Raw genomic sequence first — 23712 nt, 5'->3', positions numbered from 1 at the left:
CACCTAACAAGCGACCGGAGGAGCGTTTTCCACCAGTGTTGCGATGCGCTGCCCTTAGCGTGCGATTGCAGGCCGCTTAAGCCGCGGTTCAGTGCGGAGCGGGCAAAAGACTGGCAAATAACAGCTATTGTCAGTGGAAATCGCGCAGATGGTGCCCAAGTGGCGGCATCGTGCAATCTTCCTGGCCAAGGGGTAACATGACTTCGATGACCAATCGTATTTCCGGGCGTGTTCTGCGCCTCGCCGCCGCCGCAGCCATCGCGATGGGCCTTTCGGCCCCGGCAGGCGCGCAGATGCGCAACGAGATCAACCATTCCGTGACGCCGTGCCAGGGCAATGGCCCGGCGGTGTGGATTCACGTGACCGGCGTCCAGGGTTCCAGCGGCACCATGCGCATCCAGCTCTACCCCGGCACCAGTGCCGACTGGCTGGAGACGGGTCGCTGGATCAACCGGATAGAAGTGCCTGCCCGCAACGGCGCGATGCAGATCTGCATGCCGGTGCCGCGTCCGGGCAACTATGCCATCGCCATCCGGCACGACAAGAACAACAACGGCCGCACCGACATCACCAGCGATGGCGGCGGCATGTCGAACAACCCCAGCATCAACATCTTCAACCTGGGCAAGCCGGGCATCGACAAGACGCGCTTCTCCATCGGCCGCGAAGTGCTGCCGATGTCGATCCGCATGCGGTACATGTAACGGCTAGTTCCGGTTTTTCCGCTTAGCCCGCCAGAGCCGATAGGCGACGGCGGGTGCGGCGAGGATCGGGTGCTTTTCGCGAAACGGGGTGACCTCGATTTTCGTGCCGGTGTGGCGCTCCACCTTCCACGCGGCATAGCGCGCCGCGCCGTCGAACGTGCGCGTGGCGCGGGCCAGCCGGGCGACGTTCAGCGGCTTGCCCATGCGTCGCCGCCTGCTCCACCAGCGCCTTACAAGCTTGCGTTCCCCCACGGTGATGCGCGGTATCAGCCTGTCGCCCTCGCGCCCGTAGGGAATGCCCGCCGCCTTCAGCGCCGCGGGCAGCAGTCCGTCGAAATGCCGGGCATTCAGCGACAGGATCGAATCCTCGCGTCCCGGTTTTTCCACGCGCAATTCGGCGCGATAGGTCGCCTGGAACAGCGCCCGCCAATAATCTTCTTCCGTCCCGCTGTCCGGTCCTACCGCGATAGCGAGCCGGGCCGCCGTGATCGCCGCAGCCTCTATTGCCGCGCTGACCTGCAGGCGGGCTGCCGCGTCCCTCTGCCAGACAAGCGCGCTGGGCTGGACGAAGCGCGCCCAGATGGTGGTGTCGATGGTTTCCCCCCGCGCGGCCTGGGCAAATTTCGCCAGCGTCATGGTGGCGATCTTGGCGCGCAGCGTTTCCCCCCCGGCCTTTTCGGCGTGATCCCATTCGCGGTAGGAAACGGTGGGCCACAGCCCCCTTTCCGCCTCACCGCCGGTCAGCACGTAGAAATCGAGCACCCCCTCGCGCGATCCCGTGCGCAGGTTGGAACCGTAGAACAGCACTGCCAGCGCGCCCTTCTCTTCCGCCAAGCGCGCGGCGAACGCGCCGACGGCAGGATCGACCTGGCGGGAAAGCGCCGCGTGGACCCGCGACCGCAGGCTCACGGTACGACGAAGCGCAACTTGGGCCCGGCGGACAGGCGATATTGCCCGGCGGGAAAAGCCTCGCCATCGAGAATGAAGGAATCGCCGATGTCGAGATCGACCGCCTCGCCGCCAAAGGCGTGATAACCGCGCTGCTTCGTCGCGGCAGAGGCGGTGCCGCGGAAAATGGAAGGCAGCCGCAGCAGCAGGCCCCGGCGCGAATTGTCCATGACGGCAATCTGCAGGGGGTGCTTCACATCCCGGAACGGGTCGAGCCCGGCGGGAAAGGCCTGCAAGGTGGAGGCGAACAGCAGGTAGCGTTCGTCATCCGGCAGGCCGCCGCAGTGCGACAATTCCTCGCCGCCCACCTGGCGCAGCCGCATCGGCGTGCCCTGCCGCCACTTGTTGCCCGCGCGGCCGAACATGGCCTGCAGCACGCTCCACACCGTGGTGAGGCCCACTACCGCGTGATTGAAAGCGCCCAGCTGGTGGCTGCGCTGGCCCAGCGCGATGACCTGGTTGAACACACCCCCGCCCAGCACGAACCCGCGCACCTGCGAGCGTTCGTCATCGCGCTCGGCAATCACCAGCGGCTGGCGGCGGGAAAGCTTGCCACGCTGCACGGCCGCCAGGGCATCGTTGAGCGACCAGTCGGTCGGCACGCCAAGGTCCAGCGCCAGCGCATTGGTCTTGCCGCCAGGGAGCACGATCAGCATCGGCCAGATGTCGCCGAACACCCCCGCGCCGCAGGTCAGCACGTCGCGCACGGTGCCGTCCCCGCCGTCGATGGCGATGTAGTCGATCCGCCGCGCGGCAAAATCCTGCAACACGCCCAGCAGTTCGCTGCGGCGGTGCGGTGTTGCCAGGATGATCCCATCGCGCAGTTCCTCCGCACCCGCGCGCCCCTCGTTCCGGTGGCTGCGGGCGTTGCGGATCACCCCGATCAGGGGCTTGGTGCGTACGGGAGACAGGGCGAAGTCACTGCCAGCATGCGGAATCGCATCGACCTGCGGCAAGCGCTCGAAAAGATGGATGCTCCTGTCCATAGCCTGCTCGCCTTAAACATGGGGTCGTGCCGAATGCTACGCTTTTGTACTTGCAGGAGGCGAACTGTCGCCGCCGTGCAACAAGTCGCGCGGCCAGTGTGCCCCTTTCGCACCATAATTCACCGCGGTTCGTGGGTGCGCAGCCATGAAATGGGTGGCATAAGAGCGTTTTCAACCTGGTGCGAGAGCGCGACTCTCGGCCGCTGCATCGGGGAACGCCAATGCTGACCGAAGACCTGCTCAACGCTGCCCGCTCGCACGAGGGCGCGATCACGGCGCTCCGCCGCGCCATCCATGCAGAGCCCGAACTGGGGCTGGAAACACCCAAGACGCTGGCCAAGGTGAAGGAAGCGCTGGCAGACCTGCCCCTGGAATGGCGTGAAGGCCCATCCTGCACCGGCGCGGTCGCGGTGCTGAAAGGCGGCAAGCCCGGTCCCGCCGTGCTGCTGCGCGGCGACATGGACGCACTCCCCATGCAAGAGCATACGGGTCTCGACTTCGCCTCCACGGTGCCGGGCCGGATGCACGCCTGCGGGCATGACGCGCACACCGCCATGCTGGCAGGCGCGGCGCGGGTGCTGGCGAGCCAGGCCGATCGGCTGGCTGGCGAGGTGCGCTTCATGTTCCAGCCGGGCGAGGAAGGCTTCCACGGCGCGCGCCACATGCTGGAGGATGGCCTGCTGGGCGGTTCGGAAGACTACCCGCTGCCCGATGCCGCATTTGCACTCCACGTCTGGCCCAATGCTCCGCACGGGCGGGTGGAAGGCCGCGCCGGGCCCATGATGGCCTCTGCCGACATGCTGGAAATCACCGTGAAAGGCAGCGGCGGCCATGCTTCCATGCCGTACGATGCGATGGACCCGGTGCCCGTGGCCGCCGAAATCGTGCTGGCCCTGCAGGTCATGATCACGCGCCGCTTTGCCGCAGCCGAGGCCAGCGTGCTGACGATCGGCAAGATCGAGGCAGGCAGCAACAACAACATCATTCCCGACAGCGCCTATCTGCTGGGCACTATGCGCAACCTCTCGCCAGAGCGGCGCGAGGCGATGAAGGACGCGGTGCGCGAAGTGGCGGAGAATATCGCCAGGGCCCACCGCTGCGAGGCGGAAATCAAGATCACCCCCGGCTTCCCGCCTACCATCAACGATGCCCGCGCCATTGCCGTGGGCCAGCAGGTTGCCGAGGGGCTGGGCGGCGAGGAGCCCTGGGCCACTCGCCCCGCGCCTACGATGGGGGCGGAAGATTTCTCCTACGTGCTGGAAAAAGTGCCCGGCGCGATGTTCTTCCTGGGCGTGGCGGCACAGGGTGTCGACTGGCAGGGCTGCTGCGGCCTGCACTCCAGCCGCATGGTGGTGGACGAAAGCGTGATGCCCAAGGGCACCGCCTTCCTTGCCGGATGCGCGGTGCAGTTCCTGGAAAACGGCTGGGGCTAGGGCGGAAAGTTCTGCGCGCAGGCTTCCAGCATGGCGGAAACCGCGCGTGCATCGGCGGCCTTCACACCATCGGGCAGCGGCTGCATTTTTTCCGGCGGAGGGAAGGTGCCGTAGCCGGCAAACAGGCAATGCCAGCTCATCGGCGCGTAGGCCGGCACGGGGTAATTCTGGCGGTTGGCGGCGGCCATGTCCTGATGAGTGAACCACGCCGTCATCATCGCTTTTAGCTGGTCCGACAGATTGTGGTTCGCCGCGTTGTCGCGCCAGAAGGCGGAGTCGTTGCGCTCGTTCAAGCGATAATGCGCCACGATGTAGTCGCGGATGCTCTCGTAACGCGCGGCGATGTTGCGGTTGAAGGTATCGCGATGCTGCGCGGTAAAGCCGCCCTGTTCGAAAGCCTCGGCAAATTCCAGCGCCGTGGCGATCACGATGTGCAGTGCGGTGGCTTCCAGCGGTTCGATGAAGCCCTGCGCCAGGCCCGCGGCAAGGCAATTGCGGCTCCAGCTGTTCTCCACCCGGCCCACTTTCATGTGCAGGACGCGCGCGGGCTCCTCGCTGTCTTGCGTGCCGATCGCGCGGCGCAATTCGGCCTCCGCATCCTCGTCCGCAATGTACTTCGAGGAATAGACGTAGCCGTTGCCGGTGCGCGTGGTAAGCGGGATGCGCCAGCGCCAGCCCGCCGTCATCGCAATGGCTTCTGTCTGCGGGCGGAATTGCTCTGCTCGCGGCGTCGGCATCACCACGGCGCGGTCGGCGAACAGGTTCTCGGCGAAAGGCAGGAATGTCCCGCCCAGCGCACCTTGCGCGATCAGGCTGCGAAAGCCGGAGCAATCGACGAACAGGTCGCCCTCGATCCGCTCTGCGCCTTCACACAGCAGCGCGACAACGTCGCCTTCGGCTGACAGCTCTACCTCGGCCACTTTCAGCGGGCGGTGATCCACCCCGCGCGCCGTGGCCCAATCGCGCAGGAACGCGCCCAGCTTGTAGGCATCGAAATGGTAGCCGTAGCTGGGCGGAAAGGGGAAGCTCTCGCGCGGATGCGGCCCTTTCCCGTCCTCCGCCAACCTCGCGGCAAGGAACCAGCCGTCCGGCAGGACCGGCACTTCGAACCCGCGCCGGGCCAGTGCGCAGTTCTGCACGAAGCCCGGCTCTGTATGCAGGTCCACCGGTCCGGGGAACGGGTGGAAATAGCTGCCGAAGCCTTTGCGCTCGCTCCACCCGGTGAAGCGGATGCCCAGCTTGTAAGTCGCATCGCAGGCGGCCATCCACTCGCCCTCGGCAATGCCGAGATGATCGAACATGGCTTTCAGCTGCGGGGTGGAGCCTTCGCCCACGCCGATGATGCCGATTTCGGGGCTTTCGACAACGGTGACCTTGCCACCCCTCTCGCCCCAGCGATGGTGCAGCAGGCAAGCGGTGATCCACCCCGCGCTGCCGCCGCCAAGGACGACCACATGAGGCGGCCGCGTCTCGCTCACCGAACGGGTTGCAACCTGATCGCCAGGCCGCCGCCGGGCGCAAGGTGGAAGGCGTGTTCTTCCCCTGCGCGCACTTCGAAATCGTCGTGGGCGATGTTGTGCCGCGCCTCGGTTTCGTAGGTCGCGCCCTCGCCGTCTTTCCACACGCTTGCGCGGTAAGTCACACCGGGTTCGAGGAAAGCAAAATCGAGTGTCACGTCACGCGGCGTAGCATCGTTGATGCCACCGGCATACCAGTCCTGCGAATTGCGATCCTTGCGCGCAAAGATGGCGTAATCGCCCACTTCGCCTGCCACCAGGTGGCTTTCGGCCCAGTCTGCGGGCACGGCGCGGATGAATTCCAGCTCGCGCGGATGCTCGGCCAGGCTCTCGATGAAATCGGCGGCCATCTGGATCGGCGAATAGATCGCGAGATAGAGGCCCAACTGCTTTGCCAGCGTGGAAGCGAGCGGCACGTCGTTGTCGCCTTTCAGGCTGAGCACGCCGGGCGTGTAATCCATCGGGCCGGACAGCATTCGGGTGTAAACCAGCGTTGGCTCGTGATCGGGTCCGTTGCTGAAGGCGCCCCAGGCGTTGTATTCCTGACCGCGAGCGCCCTCACGGCTGACCCAATTGGGATAGGTGCGGCGAAGGCCGGTGTCCTTCACGGGTTCGTGCGGATTTACCGCCACGCGATTGGCGGCGGCGGCTTCCAGCACCCGGATGTGATGCTGCACCTGCCGCTGGCCGTCGTGCCATTCCATCACCTGCCCCTCGCACGGGTCGGCAATGTCGGCATTGCAGCTGATGATCGCGCCCGCATCCGCGACGTAGCCGGTCTTCACCCAGTCCACGCCCAGGCGGCCATAAAGCGCCATTGCATCGTCCAGCTGCGCTTCGTAGTTCGCGATGTTGCCGCCGGTTTCGTGGTGACCGATCAGCCGCACGCCGCGTTCCCGCGCGTAGTCGGTCACGCCCTCGAGATCGAAATCCGGATAGCTTTCGGTGAAGCTGAAGTCGCGCCCGTTGCCGAACCACGTGCCGTCCCAGCCGTAATCCCAACCTTCCACCAGCACGCCGCGAAATCCGTTCTCGGCAGCGAAATCGAGGTATTCCTTCGTCCGCTCTGTCGTCGCGCCGTGGCGCGGGCCCTGCGCCCAGGTCCACCGGTTGGAGATCATGCCCCACCAGATGCCGATATACTTGCCCGGCTCCACCCAGCTGACATCGCCCAGCTTGTTCGGCTCGTTGAGATTGAGCTCGAGGTCGTTCTCGACGAGGCCCGCAGCTTCATCGGCAATGCGGATCGTGCGCCACGGCGTGGTGAAGGCTCCTTGGCGCACCACCTTCGCACCCCGGCTGGATGGTGCGAGGACGGAACGGAAGCGCTGGCCATCCATGCGTTGCAGCCACATGCCCGAATAGTCGACCAGCGCCGCCTCGTGCATGGCAAGGTGCGTGCCATCGGCCAGCCGCATAGTGATGGGCGTGTGCGCCACGGACACCGCCTCGATCGGCGTGTGCTTGTAGAGGTATTCGTAGCGGTTCCAGTCGCCCGCCTGGATCCACCACGCCTCGCCCTCGGGCGCCACGTTGAACTCGGTCAGTTCCTCCGCAATGCGCGTTTCCCCGCGATCCGGGAATTCGTAGCGGAAACCTACGCCTTCATCGAACACGCGCAGCCGCACGGTGAATTCGCGCGCAGCATCGTCCTGCTGGCGGAAGGTGACGGCCAGCTCGTTGTGCCGGTCGGTCACGAATTGCCGCTCGCCCCACGGCTGTTCCCACGTGGTGTCCGCGCTGGATGTGCCTTGCGCCACAACCACGAAGTTGCGCCTCAGCGGGTCCTCGTTCTCCAGGTTGAAGCCCATGCCGGACGGCGCGATCAGTTCCTCGCCATCGCGTTCCACCGCCCAGGTCGGCTTGCCCTCGCCATCGACGGAGAGCGACGCCGTGATCCGCCCATCGGGAGACGACACGCTTTGCGCCAGCGCCGCGTGCGAAGTGCCAAGGGCAAGCGTGGTGAGAGCGGCGGCGAGCGAGAAATGCAGGGGGCGCATGGGGTCAGATCTCCAGAATGAGGGCGGCGTAGGGGGGAAGGGTCTGAGTATCGGCGCCATTCGCGGCGAACAGCGCGGTGCCTGCTGCGTCGTCCAGCGCAATAGGCGCGGAGCCAAGGTTGAAGAGGCAGCGCAGGTGCTGGCCGTCGCTTGTCCGCGTCAGGTCGAGCAGGTTGCCTTCCACCTTGCACGCAGCGACCGCGCCGTGATGCAGCGCAGGGTTCGCCTTGCGCAGGGCCAGCGCCTCGCGCGTGAAACGAAGCAGCGAGGCCGCGTCCCCCTCCTGCCGGTCGACGGCGCGTGCATGGTTTTCATCCCCCAGTGGCAACCAGGGTGCCTCCGATCCGAAGCCGCCGTCGGCGCTCTGCGTCGTCCACGGCATGGGCGTGCGCGCACCATCGCGCGAGAGGGTGAGCGGCCAGTTGGCAATCGCCTCCGGGTCCTGCAACTGGTCGAACGGGATTTCGACCTGCGTCAGCCCCAGTTCCTCCCCCTGGTAAATGATGATGTTGCCGCGCAGCGCAGCCAGCAGCGTCATCTTCAATCGCGCAAAGGCATCGCGGTGGCCGTTGTCGATCCAGCGGGAGAGCGCGCGGGGAGCGTCGTGGTTCTCGAATGCCCAGCTTGGCCAGCCCAGGCCCGGCTCGTCAGGCCAGCTCGCCAGCGCCTTGCACACCAGTTCTCCGGTCAACTTGTCGGCATAGAGGAAATCGAACCCGTAGGCGGAATTGAGATGGCTTTCGCCTTGCGTAAAGGCCTTCATCTCGCGGTCGGCATCGTCGCCGCCCACTTCCGCGACGGTGAAGATACCCCCTGAATCCTTGGCGTACTCGTCGGTCAGCTTGCGGATGCGTTCGATGAAGCGCGGAATGTCGGCGTGGGACTGGTTGTTCAACTTCAGCTGGAAATCGAACGGGCGCGTGCGTGCCTTGCCATTCTGGGGCGCGGGCGGATTGTCGGTGAGCGCCGGGTTGTGCATGGCGAAGTTCAGCGCATCGATGCGGAAACCGTCGACGCCGCGATCCAGCCAGAACCGCATCACGTCCAGCACCGCATCCTGCACCGCACGATTGTGCAGGTTAAGCTGCGGCTGGGAGGACAGGAAGTTGTGCAGGTAATATTGCCGTCTCCGTGCGTCCCACGTCCACGCGGGGCCCCCGAAGACGGATTGCCAGTTTGACGGTGGCGACCCGTCGGGCTTGGCATCGGCCCACACGTACCAGTCCGCCTTGGCGTTCTCTGCGCTGGACCGGCTCTGCGTGAACCATTCGTGTTCGTCGGATGTGTGCGAATAGACCTGGTCGATCAGGACTTTCAGGCCCAGTTCGTGTGCACGGGCGACCAGCGCGTCGAAATCGGCCAATTCACCGAAGATCGGATCGACATCGCGGTAATCGGAAACGTCGTAGCCGAAATCCTTCATCGGGCTGGTGAAGAACGGACTGATCCAGATCGCATCCACGCCCAGGTCCGCCACGTAGCCCAGTCGCTGGGTGATGCCCGGCAGGTCGCCGATGCCATCGCCGTTCGCGTCCATGAAGCTGCGCGGATAGATCTGGTAGATCGCCGCGCCTTTCCACCATGGGAGCGAGGATTGGGGAAGCTGCTCGCTCATTGCGCCACCTCGCTCACGCGGCACAGTGCCCAACCGAAGGCAGGCAGCGTGAAAGCCGCGCTGCCTGGAGCGGACACGGCTGCGGGACAGGTGCCCACCAGCGTCTCGAACGCGCGCGCTTCGTAGTTGAGCCACACGTTGGCGCTGCGCTCCTCATCGGCGGTGTTGAACACGGCGAGGTATTCCGTCCCGTCGTCGGGATCGAAGCGGGAGACGGCGAAGAAGCCCGGCTCCTGCTCGTAATGGCGCACCTGCTGGCGGCCGCGCGTGAACGCGTCATGCCCGCGCCTGATGGCGGAGAACTGCGCGATCAGCCGGAACAGCGGGTGGTCCTCGTCGAAATTGCTGTCTGCCGTGGTGGCATCGGTGCCGATCAGGTCGTTGTCGTTGTATTCCGCCGTTTGGCTGGGAAACATGCTTTCGCGCGCCTGCTGGTCATGCCCGTCACCCACGAAGCCCTGCTCGTCCCCGTAATAGATTACCGGCGATCCGCGCAGCGAAAGCATCATGGCGTGGCCCAGCATCACGCGCTGCAGAAGCTCGTCCTGCGAAATGCCGGGCTGGTCGGCGCGGATCAGGGTGGAGAAGCGCCCCATGTCATGGTTGCCGAGGAACGTCGGCATGGCCAGCGCCGCTTCCTCTCCGCCTTCGTAAAGCACATCGCCATCGAACATTTCGGAAAGGACGACAGTGCCCTGCTCTCGGCCCAGCAGTTCGCGCATTGCAGCCTGGAAGGCGAAATCGAGCACGGCGGGAAAGCCGTCGCGGCGGGTGTACTGGGCGATATAGCCGCTGTCGGGCACGTCCTTGTAGACTTCGCCGAAGATATGGAAATTGGGAATGCCCTCAGCCTCGCTGCGCGCTTCCATCGCGGGCACGAACTGGTGCCAGAAACCGGGATCGACATGGCGCGCGGTGTCCACACGGAAACCATCGATGCCGAAGTCGGTAATCCAGCTTTCGAAGATCTGGGTCATCCCTTCACGCACGCGGGGGTGTTCGGTGAAGAGGTCGTCCAGCCCGGCAAAATCGCCCATGCGGCTGTCTTCTCCGGTGAAGGTCGTGCTGCCGCGGTTGTGGTAATAGATCGGATCGTTGAGCCAGGCGGGCACTTTCACGTCGCGCTCTGCCTCGGGCACTTCCACGGTATAGGCGTAGTTGGGGTCCACCAGCCGGGCGAAGTTTTCCTCGCTCGAATCCTCGTGCCCCATGAAGCCGGGGTTGATCGGCGCGCCATCCGGGCCGCCGCGTGTGGAATAGGGATAGTCGCCAAGGCTGCGGTAGGCGTAGTCCGTCGCCCCGCCATCGGCATACTGGATCACGTCGGCGGTGTGGTTGGTGATGATGTCCATGTAGACTTTCATTCCGCGCGCATGGGCCGCATCCACGAAGGCGGCGAATTCCTCGCGCGTGCCGAAGTGGCTGTCGGGGCGGGTGAAGTCGGTCACCCAGTATCCGTGGTAGCCCGCGCTCTCGTTCCCTTCCGGCCCCTGCACCGGCTTGTTCTGGAAGATCGGCGCGAACCAGATGGCGGTGATGCCCAGGTTCTGCAGATAGTCGAGCCGCGCGGTCAGCCCGGCAAGATCGCCCCCCTGGAAGAAACCGCGCGCGGTGGGATCGAAGCCGTGGTCCAGCCGGCCACCGTCGAAACCGCCGGTATCGTTCGACGTGTCGCCGTTCTCGAACCGGTCCGGCAGCACGAAATAGACGATCTCTTCGGACGGCTCACGCTCGCGAAAATCCGCCCGTTCTGCCTGCGCGGAAGCCGGGGGCACCTGCGCCGTGGCGCAGCCCGGCAGGGCAAGGGCAGCCAGCGCCAGTCCAAGTGCGGTGTTGCGGATAGGGGGGATGGTCATGCGGTAATCTCCACGCGCGCATTCCCGCGCGCACACGATTGCAGATAGTCCAGGTGGCGCGGCATGGCCGCGGCCTGCCGGTTGAGCGATGCCTCCACGTTATCGAGCATGGCGCGCAGCTCCGGCTCGGCGATGGCATCGGCCACGGGGTTGTAGCCTTCGGCCTCCACGCCCTGCCCGGCCAGCACCTGGAACCAGCCCACCTCGGTGAACAGTTCCTCGTGCTCGCGGTGGATGAACCCGCTCGCGCGCCACTGCTCCAGCTTGGCGGTCAGCGTGTCGGGCAGGTCCATGTGGCGCATGGCGTCCCAGAACGGCTCCCCCTCGCGGCCATTGGCCCAGTAGTGGAGCACAAGGAAATCTCGCATGCGCTGCCATTCGAAATCGGCCTGGTCGTTGAACCAGTCTATCGTGGCAGCAGGCGCGCGGCCTTTCGGCAGGATCTGGATGAAGCGGCTGATGGCGCTCTGGATCAGGTGGATGGAAGTCGATTCCAGCGGCTCCATGAAACCGGCGGACAGGCCCACGGCGAGGCAATTGCCGATCCACTGGCGACGGCGCTTGCCGGTGGTGAAGCGCAGCAGCCTCGGGTCTGCGTGCGGTACGCCGTCGAGATTGGCGAGAAGCGTTTGCGTCGCCTCGTCGTCACTCATGTGCGCGCTGGAATAGACGAGGCCGTTGCCGATGCGGTGTTGCAGCGGGATGCGCCACTGCCACCCGGCCTTGCGCGCGATGGCACGGGTGTAAGGCGTGAATTCGCCTTTCGTTGCGCAGGGTACGGCCACGGCACGGTCGCAGGGCAGGTATCGCGTCCAGTCGTCAAAGCCTGACTCCAGCGCGCCTTCGATCAGCAGCGCGCGAAAACCGGTGCAGTCGATGAAGAAGTCGCCGCCGATACGCTGGCCGCCTGTCAGCACCAGTGCGGCTATGTCTCCGGTCTCGCCGTGGCGCTCGGCCCCCTCGATCATGCCTTCGATGCGGGCTGCGCCCTGCCCTTCGGCAAAGCGGCGCAGATATGCGGCGTATAGCCCGGCATCGAGGTGGTAGGCGTGCGGCATGGCCTCGCGCTGCATCCTGAGGTCGCGCGCGGCGATCTCGTTCAGCGAATAATGCGACAGCGGCTTGGCGAAACCTGCCTGCTTTGCCCGCAGCCAGAAATGCTGGAACGGCAGCACGCCATGCGCGCGGCCAACCTGGCCGAAGGCGTGCATGTAGTCGTGGCCCTCGCGCAGCCAGCCGTCGAACGCGATGCCCAGCTTGAAGGTGGCACGGGTTTCGCGCAGCAGTTCGTTCTCGTCGAGGCCCAGCGCCTGGTTGAACAGGCGGATCTGCGGAATCGTCGCCTCGCCCACGCCCACCGTGCCGATGGCTTCGGATTCGACCAGGGTCACGTGGCACGGGGTCAGCTTCGAAAGCGCCGCCGCCGCCATCCAGCCCGCGGTGCCGCCGCCGGCGATCACGATCCTGGGTAATGGCGTATCGGTCATGCTGCTGGCCTTTCGCTGGCGTCAGTCACCCTCGTGCCCGATGTCGGGCGGAAAGGATGATCGCGGTATCAGCCCATGAACCGGCGGGGAGCAAGGGAGGAGCGTCTCCCCGCCGGTCAGGAACCTATCGAAAACGATAGGTGAAGCCTGCGAGGAAGCGGCGTCCGTATTCCTGGTAGTCGATCACGGCGCGCGGTTCCGGCACGTCGAACTGCGACACGAAGGGTGCGTTCGTCAGGTTCTGGCCCTGCAGGTAAACCGACAGGCCATCCAGCGCACCGCCATCGAAATCGTAGCCGACCTGCGCATCCACGATGGTCTCGGCACGGGCCAGGCGGCGCGTGGGCGATCCGCCAAAGCCGGTGAAGTCCGCCAGGAACGAGGAACGGTAGCGCACGCTGCCGCGGGCGTTGAAGCCGCCCTGCTCGTAGTACAGCGTGCCGTTCGCCACCCACTTCGAATAGCCGGGGATCACGTCGGTATTGCCGTTGGCATCTTCTACCGAGGTCTTGGTGTAGCCGACACCGCCAGTCACGCCGAAGCCATCGAGCGCGGTGGTGAGAAGGTCGAACGGTACGGTGGCCGAAAGCTCCGCGCCGTAGAAGCTGCCGCCGCCGGTGTTAACTTCGGAATCGAGGAAGCCGATGGTGGTGACAGGAGTCTGTCCGGCTGGCGTCGGCAGACCCGCGTAATCGAAGATCGTGCGCGAGGAATCGATGTAGTTGACCACGTCCTTCACGAAGAACTGCAGCGCGACCACGCCCGAACCACCGGCGAAGTACTTCTCCACGTTGAAGTCCAGCGCGTTGGCGCGATAGGGACGCAGGAACGGGTTACCACCGCCGCCGCTGATGAACGGCGCTTCACCCGTCGGGCTTTCACCTTCGTTGTTGTTGATGCCGTAGCTGATGGCGGAGCGAAGGTCGTCCAGCTGCGGGCGCTGGATCTGGCGCGAGAAAGCAAGGCGCAGCACCCAGTCATTGTCGAACCGCACGGTGAAGTTGGCGCTGGGCAGCACGTCCCAGAACTGGTCGCCCAGTACGACGTCGACCTGCTGGCCTCCGGCAAAGGCGAGACCGCTCGATTCCTGGTCCGTACGGATAGCCTGCACGCCCACGTTGCCGGTGACGACACCGGTGCTGAAGGGGCGTTCGAAATCGAGCTGGACGTAACCCGTCAGCAGCTCTTCCGAAATGGTGAAGGCCTTGGCGGGCACGTCGTTCGAAGGATTGACCTCCAGCACCAGCGTGCCGGCCGCGATCAGGTCACGCACGTCGTAGCTGACGATCGGGCCGAGGCCGAGGTAGCCAAGATCGGTCGGCCGCAGCAGGAATTCCGACGGGATGGCAAGTTCGGTCGCACCGCCGGCGGGCGAAACGAAGAACTCGTCCGGCGTCAGGCTCTTGGACCGGTCGGTATAGTTGGCACCCACGTGCAGCGCGGTGAACAGGCCGTCCATGTCGAAGGTCAGGCCGGTACGGTACTGGAACAGCTCGTCCTCGACGATGCGGTTGTTGTAATAGCCCGCCTGGATGCGGTCGCCGCCCCAGCCCAGCGGGTCGGTCAGCACGATCAGGTTGGGATCGGAATAATCCAGCGTGGGGGTGAAGCTGGTGCCGTTGGTGTCGGACACGAAATCGATGTCGTCGGTGGCACCAACGCCCGCGCCATAACCCGTGCCCGAATAGCTTTCGATGCTCAGTTCGTTGCGGTCGGTGCGCGAATAGCCGAAATCGAAGAAGGCGGCCCAGCCGTTCTCGCTTTCATACTCCAGGTTCACGCCGCCCGAATAGAGGTCGGCCTGGCGCTGGAAGACGTCGTTGCGCACCACGCCTTCGACGTTTTCGAAGGTGCCGGATTCGGCAAAGCCGCCGAACTCGGTATCCGCCACTGTGGTGTTCACCGGGGCGGCGCTGAAAGCCAGCGGCAGTTCGATGCCGCGCTTGGACTGGTCATCGTCGAAATTGGAATAGAAGCCGTCGACCGTCAGCATCAGGTTGGGCGAGGCTTCCCACTGCAGCGTGCCGTTCACGCCGATCCGTTCAAGCTGGGTAGAAGTGACGAAGCTCTTGCTGCCGCCGATGGCGATCGGGTTGCCCGGCTCGCCGTTTCCGGCATAGCCCCAGGCGTTGAATTCCTGCAGCTGGTAAGGCTCGTTGGTGTAAGCGGCTGACAGCGCGATGCCAATGGTGTCGTCGGCGAACTGGTCCACGTAGGTGGCGTTCGCGCGGTAGCCGAATTCTTCCGAACCTGCATTCAGCGCGCCGATATCGGCGTAGGAGCCCTTGGCACCGATGGCGAGAACCTGCTCGCCCGTTTCCAGCGGACGGATGGTGCGCACGTCGATGGTACCGACCAGGCCCTGGCCCACCAGGCTGGCGGACGGCGTCTTGTACACCACCACCTGATTCACGACTTCGGAAGGATACTGGTCGAATTCCACGGCGCGGTTGTCACCGGTGGAAGTCTGCTCGCGGCCGTTCAGCAGCGTCATCGAGAAGTCCGGACCAAGGCCGCGAATGGCGATCACGTTGGCACGGCCGTTGAGTCGCTGGGAGGTGACGCCGGGCAGGCGGGCAATCGACTCGCCGATGGAATCGTCGGGCAGCTTGCCGATGTCTTCCGCGCTTACCGATTCCACGATCAGCGCGTTGTTGCGCTTTTCGCCCACGGCGCTTTCCAGCGCGGCGCGGAAGCCTTCCACGATGATGACATTCTCGTCTGCCGGGGCGGGAGAAGCTTCTGTCTGTTCTTCCTCGTCCTGAACGTCCTGCGCCAGGGCCTGCGCCGGAAGCGCGGCCAGCGTGGCCAGAGCCATGCCAGCACACAGCGCACGCGCGCTGATGCCAGTGTTGAGCGTATCGCGAAATGCCATCGACTTGTCCTCTCTATCACCGGCTATTGCTGCCGGTTGTCCCACGGACTCTGCGGCCTGATCCACTTCGGGCCGCGTCCCTGGACTGCTGGATAGCTCGCGTTTTTCGCACATTTGAAGACAGCATACGTATGTGATGCATTCATGCCACAGTCGGGCGGTGTCGCCGCACGATGCGCCCGACAACACGATTTGCGGGCCAGTTGCGCCCTGCGCCGCGTTGCCAATGGCCGCAACCGGACTATAGCTTGGATCGCCCGGAAAACAGCGCGCTGGACGCCGCACCTTACGGGCAGGAGGAGAGCGATTTGGGACGCAAGCCGACCGGCAGGCCCACCAGCTTCGACATCGCCTATCGGGCGGGGGTATCGCAGCCCACCGTCAGCCGTGCCCTGCGCGGCGACAAGTCGGTCAGCGCTGCCACGCGCGAGCGAATCGAGGAGATCGCGCGGGAACTGAACTACACTGTCGACAAGAACGCATCCTCGCTGCGCTCGCAACGCTCCAACACCATCGCCCTGCTGTTCTTCGAGGATCCGACGGCGGACGAGAGCATGATCAACCCGTTCTTCCTTGCCATGCTCGGCTCGATCACGCGAGCTTGCGCCAACCGCAAGCTGGACCTGCTGATCTCGTTCCAGCGGATGGAAGACGACTGGCACGTGCAGTACCAGGATAGCCACCGCGCCGACGGGCTGATCCTGCTCGGCTACGGCGACTATACCCTCTATCGCAAGCGGCTGGACCAGCTGGAGCGGCAGGGGACCCATTTCGCCCGCTGGGGATCGGTCACCAGCGACACCTCTGGCTCCACCATCGGTTCGGACAATTTCGGCGCGGGCCGGCTGGCGGGCGCGCACCTGATCGAACAGGGGCGGCGCAAGCTCGCCTTCCTGGGTCACGCGGACGAACACTATCCCGAATTTGCCCAGCGCTATCGCGGCATGTGCCAGGCGATGGAGGAAGCGGGGCTGACGCCCGACGCCTCGCTCCAGCGCGACGCCATCACGACGGAGGAGGCGGGCCGCGCTGCCATGCGCAGCCTGATCGAAAGCGGCGCGGACATCGATGGCATCTTCGCCGCCAGCGACCTGATCGCCATCGGCGCCATGCGCGCGCTGGTGGAAGCAGGGCTGAAGGTGCCCGATGACGTGGCGCTGGTGGGTTTCGACGACATTCCCGCCGCCAGCCTTACCAGCCCCCCGCTCACCACGATCATGCAGGATATCAAGGGCGCGGGAGAGCGGCTGGTGGAAACCCTGCTGGCCAAGGTGGAAGAGCGCGACATGCCCGACAATCGCCTGCCCACGCGCCTGATCGTGCGCGCCAGCAGCAAGGCCACACCAGGCACTTGAACGCCTGAATCCGACCCGCAATACATTCGTATTCGTGTTGTCGGCGCGGGCCATCCGTGCCAGCCCTTTGCCCCCGCGCAGGTTGGCCGAAGACCATACCGCGCATTGGGAAGGACTGGACCGACACCATGCAAAAACCGCGTCAGAGTTTCTGGGGCCTGTGGAACATCAGCTTCGGCTTCTTCGGAATCCAGATCGGCTTCGCGCTGCAGAATGCCAACATGAGCCGGGTCTTCCAGACACTGGGCGCAAGCATGGAAGACCTGCCCGCGTTGTGGGTGGCCGCTCCGCTTACGGGCCTGATCGTACAGCCGATCATCGGGCACCTGTCCGATCGGACATGGAACCGGCTGGGCCGTCGCCGCCCCTATTTCCTGACCGGTGCGATCCTTGCCGCCATATCGCTGTTCGTGATGCCGCTGGCCCCCACCTTCGGCGCGCCGCTGCTGTTTGCCGCGGCCATGCTGTGGGTGCTCGACGCATCGCTCAATGTCTCGATGGAGCCGTTCCGCGCTTTCGTGGGCGACATGCTCGACACCGATCAACACAGTGCCGGCTACGCCGTGCAGACCGCCTTCATCGGCGCAGGCGCCGTGGTCGGATCGATCTTCCCCTACCTGCTGGAACAGATGGGCGTTGCCAACGTGGCGCCCGGCGGCGGCATTCCCGATACGGTACGCTGGAGCTTCTGGGCAGGCTCCGCCGCCCTGCTGATCGCGGTGGTGTGGACGGTCGTGACGACGAAGGAATACAGCCCCGAGGAACAGGCCGCCTTTGCCGCGGGACATACGGTGGAAGGAGGCCAGCCGGTACGCCTGCTGGCGGAGAAGACCTACGCCTCCAGCTTCACTTGGATCATTGCTGGCGCGATCCTGCTGGCCATCGTCCAGTTCTTCGCGCTGGAAAAGGAGCTGTTCCTGCTGGGCGGCCTTCTGCTGACCTACGGACTGCTCTCCGCCATTGCCATCGGCCTTGCCCGACAGGGTCAGACCACCAACATGCTTTCCAGCATCGTTGGCGATTTCTCCGGCATGCCCGAGGTTATGAAGCGCCTTGCGGTGGTGCAGTTCTTCAGCTGGTCCGCGCTATTCATCATGTGGATCAACACCACGCCCGTAGTAACGCAGTACGTCTTCGGCAGCACCGACACCACCAGCGCCGCGTACAACGAAGGCGCGAACTGGGTGAACGTGCTGTTCACGGTCTACAACGGCGTGGCCGCGATTGCCGCCCTCGCCCTGCTCCCGTGGCTCAGCCGCCGGTTCGGGCAGGTGTGGACCCACTCGATCTGCCTGACACTGGGCGCACTCGGCTTCCTGATGTTCTTCTTCGTGCGCGATGCGCAGATGCTGCTGCTGGCCGAAGTCGGCATCGGCATCGCCTGGGCCAGCATCCTCGCCATGCCCTACGCCATTCTCGCCAGTAACCTGCCGCAGGCAAAGCTCGGCATCTACATGGGGCTGTTCAATATTTTCATCGTCGTGCCGCAGCTGCTGGTCGCCACCGTGATGGGCCAGATCATGCTGTGGCTGTTTCCCGGGGAACCGGTGTGGACGATGCTGTTCGCCGCCGTGGTCTGGCTGATTTCCGCCGCCGCCATGTTGCGCGTGGCCGCAGTTCTGCCTTCCGCGAAAGTCGAGGTGTCCCATGCTTAGAATTGCCCTGACAGCAGCTATCGCACTGATGGCCACTCCGCTGGCCGCGCAGCAGGCCGATCCGTGGCAACCCCGCCCCTACGTACAGATCGAGGCGCCGGAGTGGAGCCGCGACGCGGTGCTCTACCAGATCAACACCCGCCAGTTCACGCCGGAAGGCACCTTTGCCGCCGCCGAACGGGAACTGCCACGCCTGAAGGATCTGGGCGTGGATATCCTCTGGCTGATGCCCATCCACCCGATCGGCGAGGTGAACCGCAAGGGCACGCTGGGCAGCCCCTATTCGGTGCAGGACTATTACGCCGTGAACCCGGAATTCGGCACCGAGGAAGACCTGAAGAGCTTCATCGACGCCGCCCACGAACAGGGCTTCCACGTCATCCTCGACCTGGTGGCCAACCACACGGCGTGGGACAACCCGCTCGCTAGCCAGCACCCCGACTGGTACGAAAAGACCTGGGACGGCCATTTCCGCCCCACCCCCTGGTGGGACTGGTCGGACATCATCGACCTCGACTGGAGCCAGCCCGGCGTGCGCGAGCACGTGGGCGGGGCGATGGAGATGTGGGTGCGCGATTTCGAGGTCGACGGCTTCCGCGCCGATGTGGCGGGCTATGTTCCCGTCGATTTCTGGGAAACCATGCGCGCCCGGCTGGATGCCATCCGCCCCGTCTTCATGCTGGGCGAGGTGCAGCAGACCAGCTACCACCGCGCCGCCTTCGATGCGACCTACGCGTGGGACTGGCACCACACATCGAAACGCATCGCGAACGGAGAGGCCGATGCCACCGGCCTGTTCGGCTACTACGCCGAGAACGAGAGCCTCTGGCCACGCGAGGCCATGCGCATGACCTATATCGAGAACCACGACAGCAACGCGTGGGAAGGCACGATCTACGAGAACTACGGTCCGGCGCTGGATGCGATGACCGCGCTCAGCTTCACCGGCGAGGGGCTGCCGCTGATCCACAACGGCCAGGAAGCCTGCAACGCCAAGCGGCTGGAGTTCTTCGAGAAGGACCCGATCGACTGGAGCCAGGGCGAGGACTGCGCCTACGGCGACCTGCTGGCAGACCTGATCGCCTTCCGCGATGCGAACCCGGCGCTGCGCAACGGCGCATGGGGCGCGGTGATGAGCCAGGTGGTGAACGACAGGCCGCAGCAGCTCTTCGGCTGGGTGCGCCAGCGCGATGGCAACAAGGTGGTCGGCCTGTTCAACCTGTCGGGCGAACCGGTAGAGGCCACGCTTGCCGACGGACTGGCGGCGGGCACCTATGCCGAATTCCAGACCGGCGAGGTGGCGACCCTCGCCCAGGGCGACACCGTGTCCTTGCCCGCATGGGGTTTTCGCTTGCTGTCGAGCGGCGGTGAGTAGGTCGTTGCAGTAACAGGCTGGCAGCGATCGGTGGGGGTACGGATCGGGCCGTCTTTTGCGCGAAAGATGCCCGCGCCATGCTTTTGGCTTGGCGACAGGCCCAAGCGTTGCTAATCGCCCGCCCTGTCCGCACCCGTAGCTCAGCTGGATAGAGCGCTGCCCTCCGAAGGCAGAGGCCACAGGTTCGAATCCTGTCGGGTGCGCCAGTCAACTGCCTCAGTGCTTTGTTTTCAAACAGAATTTGGCTGACTTGTAAAAAGCGTTCCTACGATTGACCCCACACAATGTGCGGGCTTTTCCGGCACATTCTGGGGCCGTTCGAGACATCTTGGCCCGAACCCGGGATTCAAATTGAGAGACAATGTTCGGTCATAGCGGGAGATCGAGTAGGATTCGCCTCTACCTTCCACCTGAGAAGGTTAGTTGCACGTCGCCGTTCGTGATATTCGCTCTTGATGGCCTCCATAGAGCATCACATGGCGCATCCCGATGTCTCGATCGAGGCGCACATTGGGAAATGCTGCCAAGCGCTGAGCGATGACCTTGCCGAGCGCGCGCCGGTCTATCTCGACCTTCGATTTTGGGTAATTGCCCGCGAGGTCCGCAGCGGCATCCGCACCGACCCGCGCGAGAGAAAGCTAGTCCATCATCTAGAGCGACTGGCACACCAAGGTCGCATCTTTTGCCCGATCTCAGCGACGACATTCTTGGAGCTGATGAAAATCGGTGATGATGCCCGTCGCCAGGCGACTTTGGAGGTCATCGAGGAATTGAGCTTGGGCGTGTCATTGATGCCCGAGCCGGAGCGAACCGAGGATGAGCTTGAGGCTGTCATTCACTGGTCGCTTGCACCGAACGCGACAGCCCTGCCGCGCGTGTGGACGCGCCTCGCCTACACCATGGGCAATTTCCATGTGAGCGACGATCGATTCCCGCCTGAAACGCAGTTGGCCATCCAAAAGGCGTTCTTCGATCATGTCTGGCAGCAGCCGCTCGCCGCCGTCGCTGGAGGCCTTGATCGCACCGAATTCGATATGACCCGCGACATGGCCGCGCTGGCCGACAAGCTCAATGAGGGCAATCGTGTCCATCAGGCGGAAATGACATCGTTCGAATCCGTGCTGTCGGATGAGTTGCGAGGCGTCGCTGAGGTGGCTGAGCCCATTCTTGGGCAGATTATCGCTCGGCTAGGCAATTTCGGACCTGATGTGGAGCGCTCCGAACAGAACAGCCAGATGGCCGTCAATCTCGTACACGCCATGCTAGGCGGGGAGCATCGGAGCCGACTGCCGACAATCCATGTGCACGCCTGCCTGAATGCCCTCTTTCGTTGGGATTATCGCAGCAAGGCGATGACCGGAAATGATCTATTCGATTTTGGCCATGCGGCTGCGGCGCTGGGCTATTGCGATGCGTTTTTCACCGAGGCCGGAGTTACCCGGTCTATTAGACATCAGGGGCTCAGGCTCGATCAGCTCTATAGATGCGTGGTGACGAACGATGTCGATCAAGTGCTAAACTTTCTTCAATCGTTGAATTGAGGCTAGAGCTGCAATCAGGCGATCAAATCAGGGGCGAGTGACGATGTGCCTTGTGGAATCTTGGACGAATATTGATTGGGCCGCCACCGGGACGATGATGCAAGGTGTGGGAACGCTTGGCGGGGCGGTCGCCGTCTATGCTGCCGCAAGGATGGGCTTGTCAGCTTGGAAGCATCAAAAGCTGGCAGAGCGGAATCGGGATCAAGCCGAGGTCATCCTGCACGCGGCCTACAACGCGAGGCGTGCGCTGGGATACCTTCGATCGCCATGGATGTCTGGAGGGGAGCTAGCGGCAGCAGAAGAAAAATTGAACAGCAGTGAGCCGAAATGGCGAAACAGCATCGTCGAGGAAAAGCAAAAGCGTCTCATCACCGCTCAAGCCTATTACATGCGGGCCAATCAATTGCTCGACGATCGGACGAAGCTAGAGGATTGCCTGCCGATGGCGCGCGCGCTCTTCGGCGAGGCCTTGGAAAACGCGATCGAGACGCTGCACCATCAATTCCATATCGTGCGGACATACGCCGACGCCTACGTTGACGATTACAACGGCACCGACCGCGATTTCACGGTCAAGATTCGCCGGGCATTGTTTGCCGCCAACAAGCGCACCGCGGGCGAGGAAAACGAGGTGTCGGATGCGATTGACACGTCAATTGCGACCATAGAGGCGACTTGCCTGCCTTACCTGCGAATGGAAGCGCTATAGCCTATCTGGAGAAGGGATCGAGCAAGATTTCGAGACCGGATAGAAACCAATGGATAGGAATTTCATGGGCGTCCTTGCGGCTCGATCTGAAACTCACAACCGACCGAGCGCTCAACCTTACCCGCTTTTTCAATGCAGCGTTCGAAGGCTTCACGGTTTGCGCTGAAGATGCGCTGCGCTGCCGCCAATTCTTCCCACGCTTCCGGGTTCTGTGACCGGATCAACCGTATGCCCGCTTCCAAAATGGTCGGTTCGCCAACCGCCTTGCGAGCGATCCTTTCGGGCCATTGCCAGCTTTCGGGCATGGCGCGGGCGATGGTGCCGGGAAGAATCGCCCAAAGCATGATCCCGGCAGCTAACCCCACGCCCGCAAAGCGCCAGGTCTGGCGCTTCTGCTCGTCCTCGGTGCGGACACGACCGACAATTGCAGCGAGCCGACCGGTTGCAAGCTCCAGATCTTTGCGGCCCTGCCGGAACAGGTCGCTGGAGTCGCGCAGCATGTCGTGGGAAGCGCGCTTGATCTGAACCGCGATGTCTTCCGGCGTCAGATCGATGGCAGGCTTGTTGCCAATTGTGCTCAACGTCTTGGAGACCTGTGCCAGCTGATCGGCCATCTGGCCGAGCGTAGCCGTGTAGTCAGGGATCACGATGTCGGCGCGCTCCCTGGCCATGTTCTGGACCGTATGGCGTACCATCGCCATTTCGCCTTCGAGGCGGGCGAAGGCTTCGGTTGCCGGATCGGTTTCTGTCGCTGCCTCCGGTTGTGGTGCCGGGGCAGGCGGTTCCTCAACATCGAGGTCCAGTTGCACTTCTTCGATGTGGTCGTCTTCCATGTCGGTTCTCCTAAATGCCCATGTCGAAAGCGCGGGTGCGCTCGCGGGCGAGGGTTGCAGTGAGTTCATTGGCGATGCTGCGTTCGGGCTTCGGATCGATGCCGAGTTCGCGCGTCTTGCCGCGCAGCAGGCTTTCGACCTGCGGATCGCGTTCAAGTCCCTTTGCCAGCTCCATCAGCTTGGCGGACACGCGGGCAGCGCCCGCACGGTCGCCCTGCTGTTCAAGCTGCTTCCGCGCCGTGCTCAAACCCTGCCAGTCGCTGACAAAGCGCTCTGTTCGCAGCGCCGGATCGGTGCGCACGGCGGCTTCGTGCTGTATGGCGCGCATGGCTTCCTGGCTGCGTCCGCCAGCTGCCGCTGCAATCAGCTCAGGACGCCGCTCAAGCGCCTTGGCGAGGTCGGTGGCGGCATGGGGCCGGATCGCTTCGAGCGTCTTTCCTGCCTTCTCCAGCGCGTCTTTCTGATGCGGCAGGACGGGCAAGCCCTGCGCCTGCATCGTGCCGATATCGCCAAGCGCACGGGCAAAGCGTTCGACCGCGCGGCGTTGCTCGTTCTGCGTGTTCGGCTGCACTGGAAGCGGCTCAAGTTGTCGGGCTTGCGGGCGGAAGTTTCCGAAGATGGATTTCGCCTTCTCCGGCGCCTGCCGAACCATCTCCGAGACCCGCTCGCGGAAGCTGATACCGCGCAGTTCAGCGAAAGCCTGTTCGGGCTTGTAGTCGCCCGCCATGTCCTTCCCACGCTCGCGGCTGGACATGGATCGCCAGGCACTGCCTCGTGTGCTCATCGATCACCGTCAGCATGCGGAACACCTTTCCGTCATGCG

Annotated in this window: 16 protein-coding genes and 1 tRNA gene; 8 read left to right on the top strand and 9 right to left on the bottom strand. The window is 64.2% G+C overall.

What is annotated here, in order from left to right; genetic code table 11:
- Positions 1-206 precede the first annotated feature (206 nt).
- Complete coding sequence (locus tag D2V07_RS16125; RefSeq protein ID WP_119587988.1) at positions 207-704, top strand: DUF2141 domain-containing protein; 498 nt, start codon at positions 207-209, stop codon at positions 702-704.
- 3 nt (positions 705-707) lie between these two features.
- Here the strand turns inward: D2V07_RS16125 and D2V07_RS16120 are convergent, their stop codons facing one another.
- Together D2V07_RS16120 and D2V07_RS16115 are read right to left on the bottom strand one after the other, a co-directional pair.
- A complete protein-coding gene (locus D2V07_RS16120; RefSeq protein WP_119587937.1) occupies positions 708-1613 on the bottom strand; it encodes a hypothetical protein in 906 nt (301 codons plus the stop codon).
- Positions 1610-2638, bottom strand: a complete 1029-nt coding sequence (locus D2V07_RS16115) for a diacylglycerol/lipid kinase family protein (RefSeq protein WP_119587936.1) — start codon at positions 2636-2638, stop codon at positions 1610-1612. Before D2V07_RS16115 ends, D2V07_RS16120 begins: the two co-directional genes overlap by 4 nt.
- A gap of 221 nt (positions 2639-2859) precedes the next feature.
- Here D2V07_RS16115 and D2V07_RS16110 point away from each other — a divergent pair, with 221 nt between their 5' ends.
- Positions 2860-4071 (top strand): M20 metallopeptidase family protein, encoded by a 1212-nt coding sequence (locus D2V07_RS16110; protein ID WP_119587935.1) that lies wholly within the window; start codon positions 2860-2862, stop codon positions 4069-4071.
- On the opposite strand, the gene D2V07_RS16105 is transcribed toward D2V07_RS16110, so the two are convergent.
- The 6 genes from D2V07_RS16105 to D2V07_RS16080 all read right to left on the bottom strand — a co-directional run bounded on the left by D2V07_RS16105 (position 4068) and on the right by D2V07_RS16080 (position 15421).
- Entirely contained in the window at positions 4068-5549 is a 1482-nt protein-coding gene (locus D2V07_RS16105) for a tryptophan halogenase family protein (RefSeq protein ID WP_119587934.1), read from the bottom strand. The genes D2V07_RS16110 and D2V07_RS16105 overlap by 4 nt on opposite strands.
- The gene (locus D2V07_RS16100) at positions 5546-7588 is read right to left on the bottom strand and encodes a glycoside hydrolase family 97 protein (RefSeq protein WP_119587933.1); all 2043 of its coding nucleotides are present in this window, start codon (positions 7586-7588) and stop codon (positions 5546-5548) included. Before D2V07_RS16100 ends, D2V07_RS16105 begins: the two co-directional genes overlap by 4 nt.
- Positions 7589-7592: 4 nt before the next feature.
- A complete protein-coding gene (locus tag D2V07_RS16095; protein WP_119587932.1) occupies positions 7593-9203 on the bottom strand; it encodes an alpha-amylase family glycosyl hydrolase in 1611 nt (536 codons plus the stop codon).
- Complete coding sequence (locus tag D2V07_RS16090; RefSeq protein WP_119587931.1) at positions 9200-11059, bottom strand: alpha-amylase family glycosyl hydrolase; 1860 nt, start codon at positions 11057-11059, stop codon at positions 9200-9202. Before D2V07_RS16090 ends, D2V07_RS16095 begins: the two co-directional genes overlap by 4 nt.
- Positions 11056-12546, bottom strand: coding sequence for a tryptophan halogenase family protein (locus D2V07_RS16085; RefSeq protein WP_119587930.1), 1491 nt, complete (start codon positions 12544-12546; stop codon positions 11056-11058). The genes D2V07_RS16090 and D2V07_RS16085 overlap by 4 nt, the downstream gene beginning before the upstream one ends.
- Before the next feature lie 124 nt (positions 12547-12670).
- Entirely contained in the window at positions 12671-15421 is a 2751-nt protein-coding gene (locus D2V07_RS16080) for a TonB-dependent receptor (protein ID WP_119587929.1), read from the bottom strand.
- A 308-nt stretch (positions 15422-15729) separates the two neighbouring features.
- Here D2V07_RS16080 and D2V07_RS16075 point away from each other — a divergent pair, with 308 nt between their 5' ends.
- The 6 genes from D2V07_RS16075 (at position 15730) to D2V07_RS16050 (ending at position 22056) form a co-directional block, all read left to right on the top strand.
- Positions 15730-16776, top strand: a complete 1047-nt coding sequence (locus D2V07_RS16075) for a LacI family DNA-binding transcriptional regulator (RefSeq protein ID WP_119587987.1) — start codon at positions 15730-15732, stop codon at positions 16774-16776.
- 128 nt (positions 16777-16904) lie between these two features.
- Complete coding sequence (locus D2V07_RS16070; RefSeq protein WP_119587928.1) at positions 16905-18431, top strand: MFS transporter; 1527 nt, start codon at positions 16905-16907, stop codon at positions 18429-18431.
- Positions 18424-19806 (top strand): alpha-amylase family glycosyl hydrolase, encoded by a 1383-nt coding sequence (locus D2V07_RS16065; protein WP_119587927.1) that lies wholly within the window; start codon positions 18424-18426, stop codon positions 19804-19806. The genes D2V07_RS16070 and D2V07_RS16065 overlap by 8 nt, the downstream gene beginning before the upstream one ends.
- A gap of 129 nt (positions 19807-19935) precedes the next feature.
- Positions 19936-20012 (top strand) — tRNA-Arg (locus D2V07_RS16060).
- A gap of 270 nt (positions 20013-20282) precedes the next feature.
- Positions 20283-21347 (top strand): hypothetical protein, encoded by a 1065-nt coding sequence (locus tag D2V07_RS16055; RefSeq protein WP_147367044.1) that lies wholly within the window; start codon positions 20283-20285, stop codon positions 21345-21347.
- A 43-nt stretch (positions 21348-21390) separates the two neighbouring features.
- A complete protein-coding gene (locus D2V07_RS16050) occupies positions 21391-22056 on the top strand; it encodes a hypothetical protein (protein WP_119587925.1) in 666 nt (221 codons plus the stop codon).
- A gap of 62 nt (positions 22057-22118) precedes the next feature.
- Here the strand turns inward: D2V07_RS16050 and D2V07_RS16045 are convergent, their stop codons facing one another.
- Positions 22119-23045, bottom strand: a complete 927-nt coding sequence (locus tag D2V07_RS16045) for a DUF6118 family protein (protein ID WP_233548470.1) — start codon at positions 23043-23045, stop codon at positions 22119-22121.
- Positions 23046-23712 lie beyond the last annotated feature (667 nt).

This window comes from Aurantiacibacter zhengii (genome assembly GCF_003584125.1).
Classification (GTDB): Bacteria; Pseudomonadota; Alphaproteobacteria; order Sphingomonadales; family Sphingomonadaceae; genus Alteraurantiacibacter; species Alteraurantiacibacter zhengii.
This window is presented reverse-complemented; position numbering and strand designations above follow the sequence as displayed.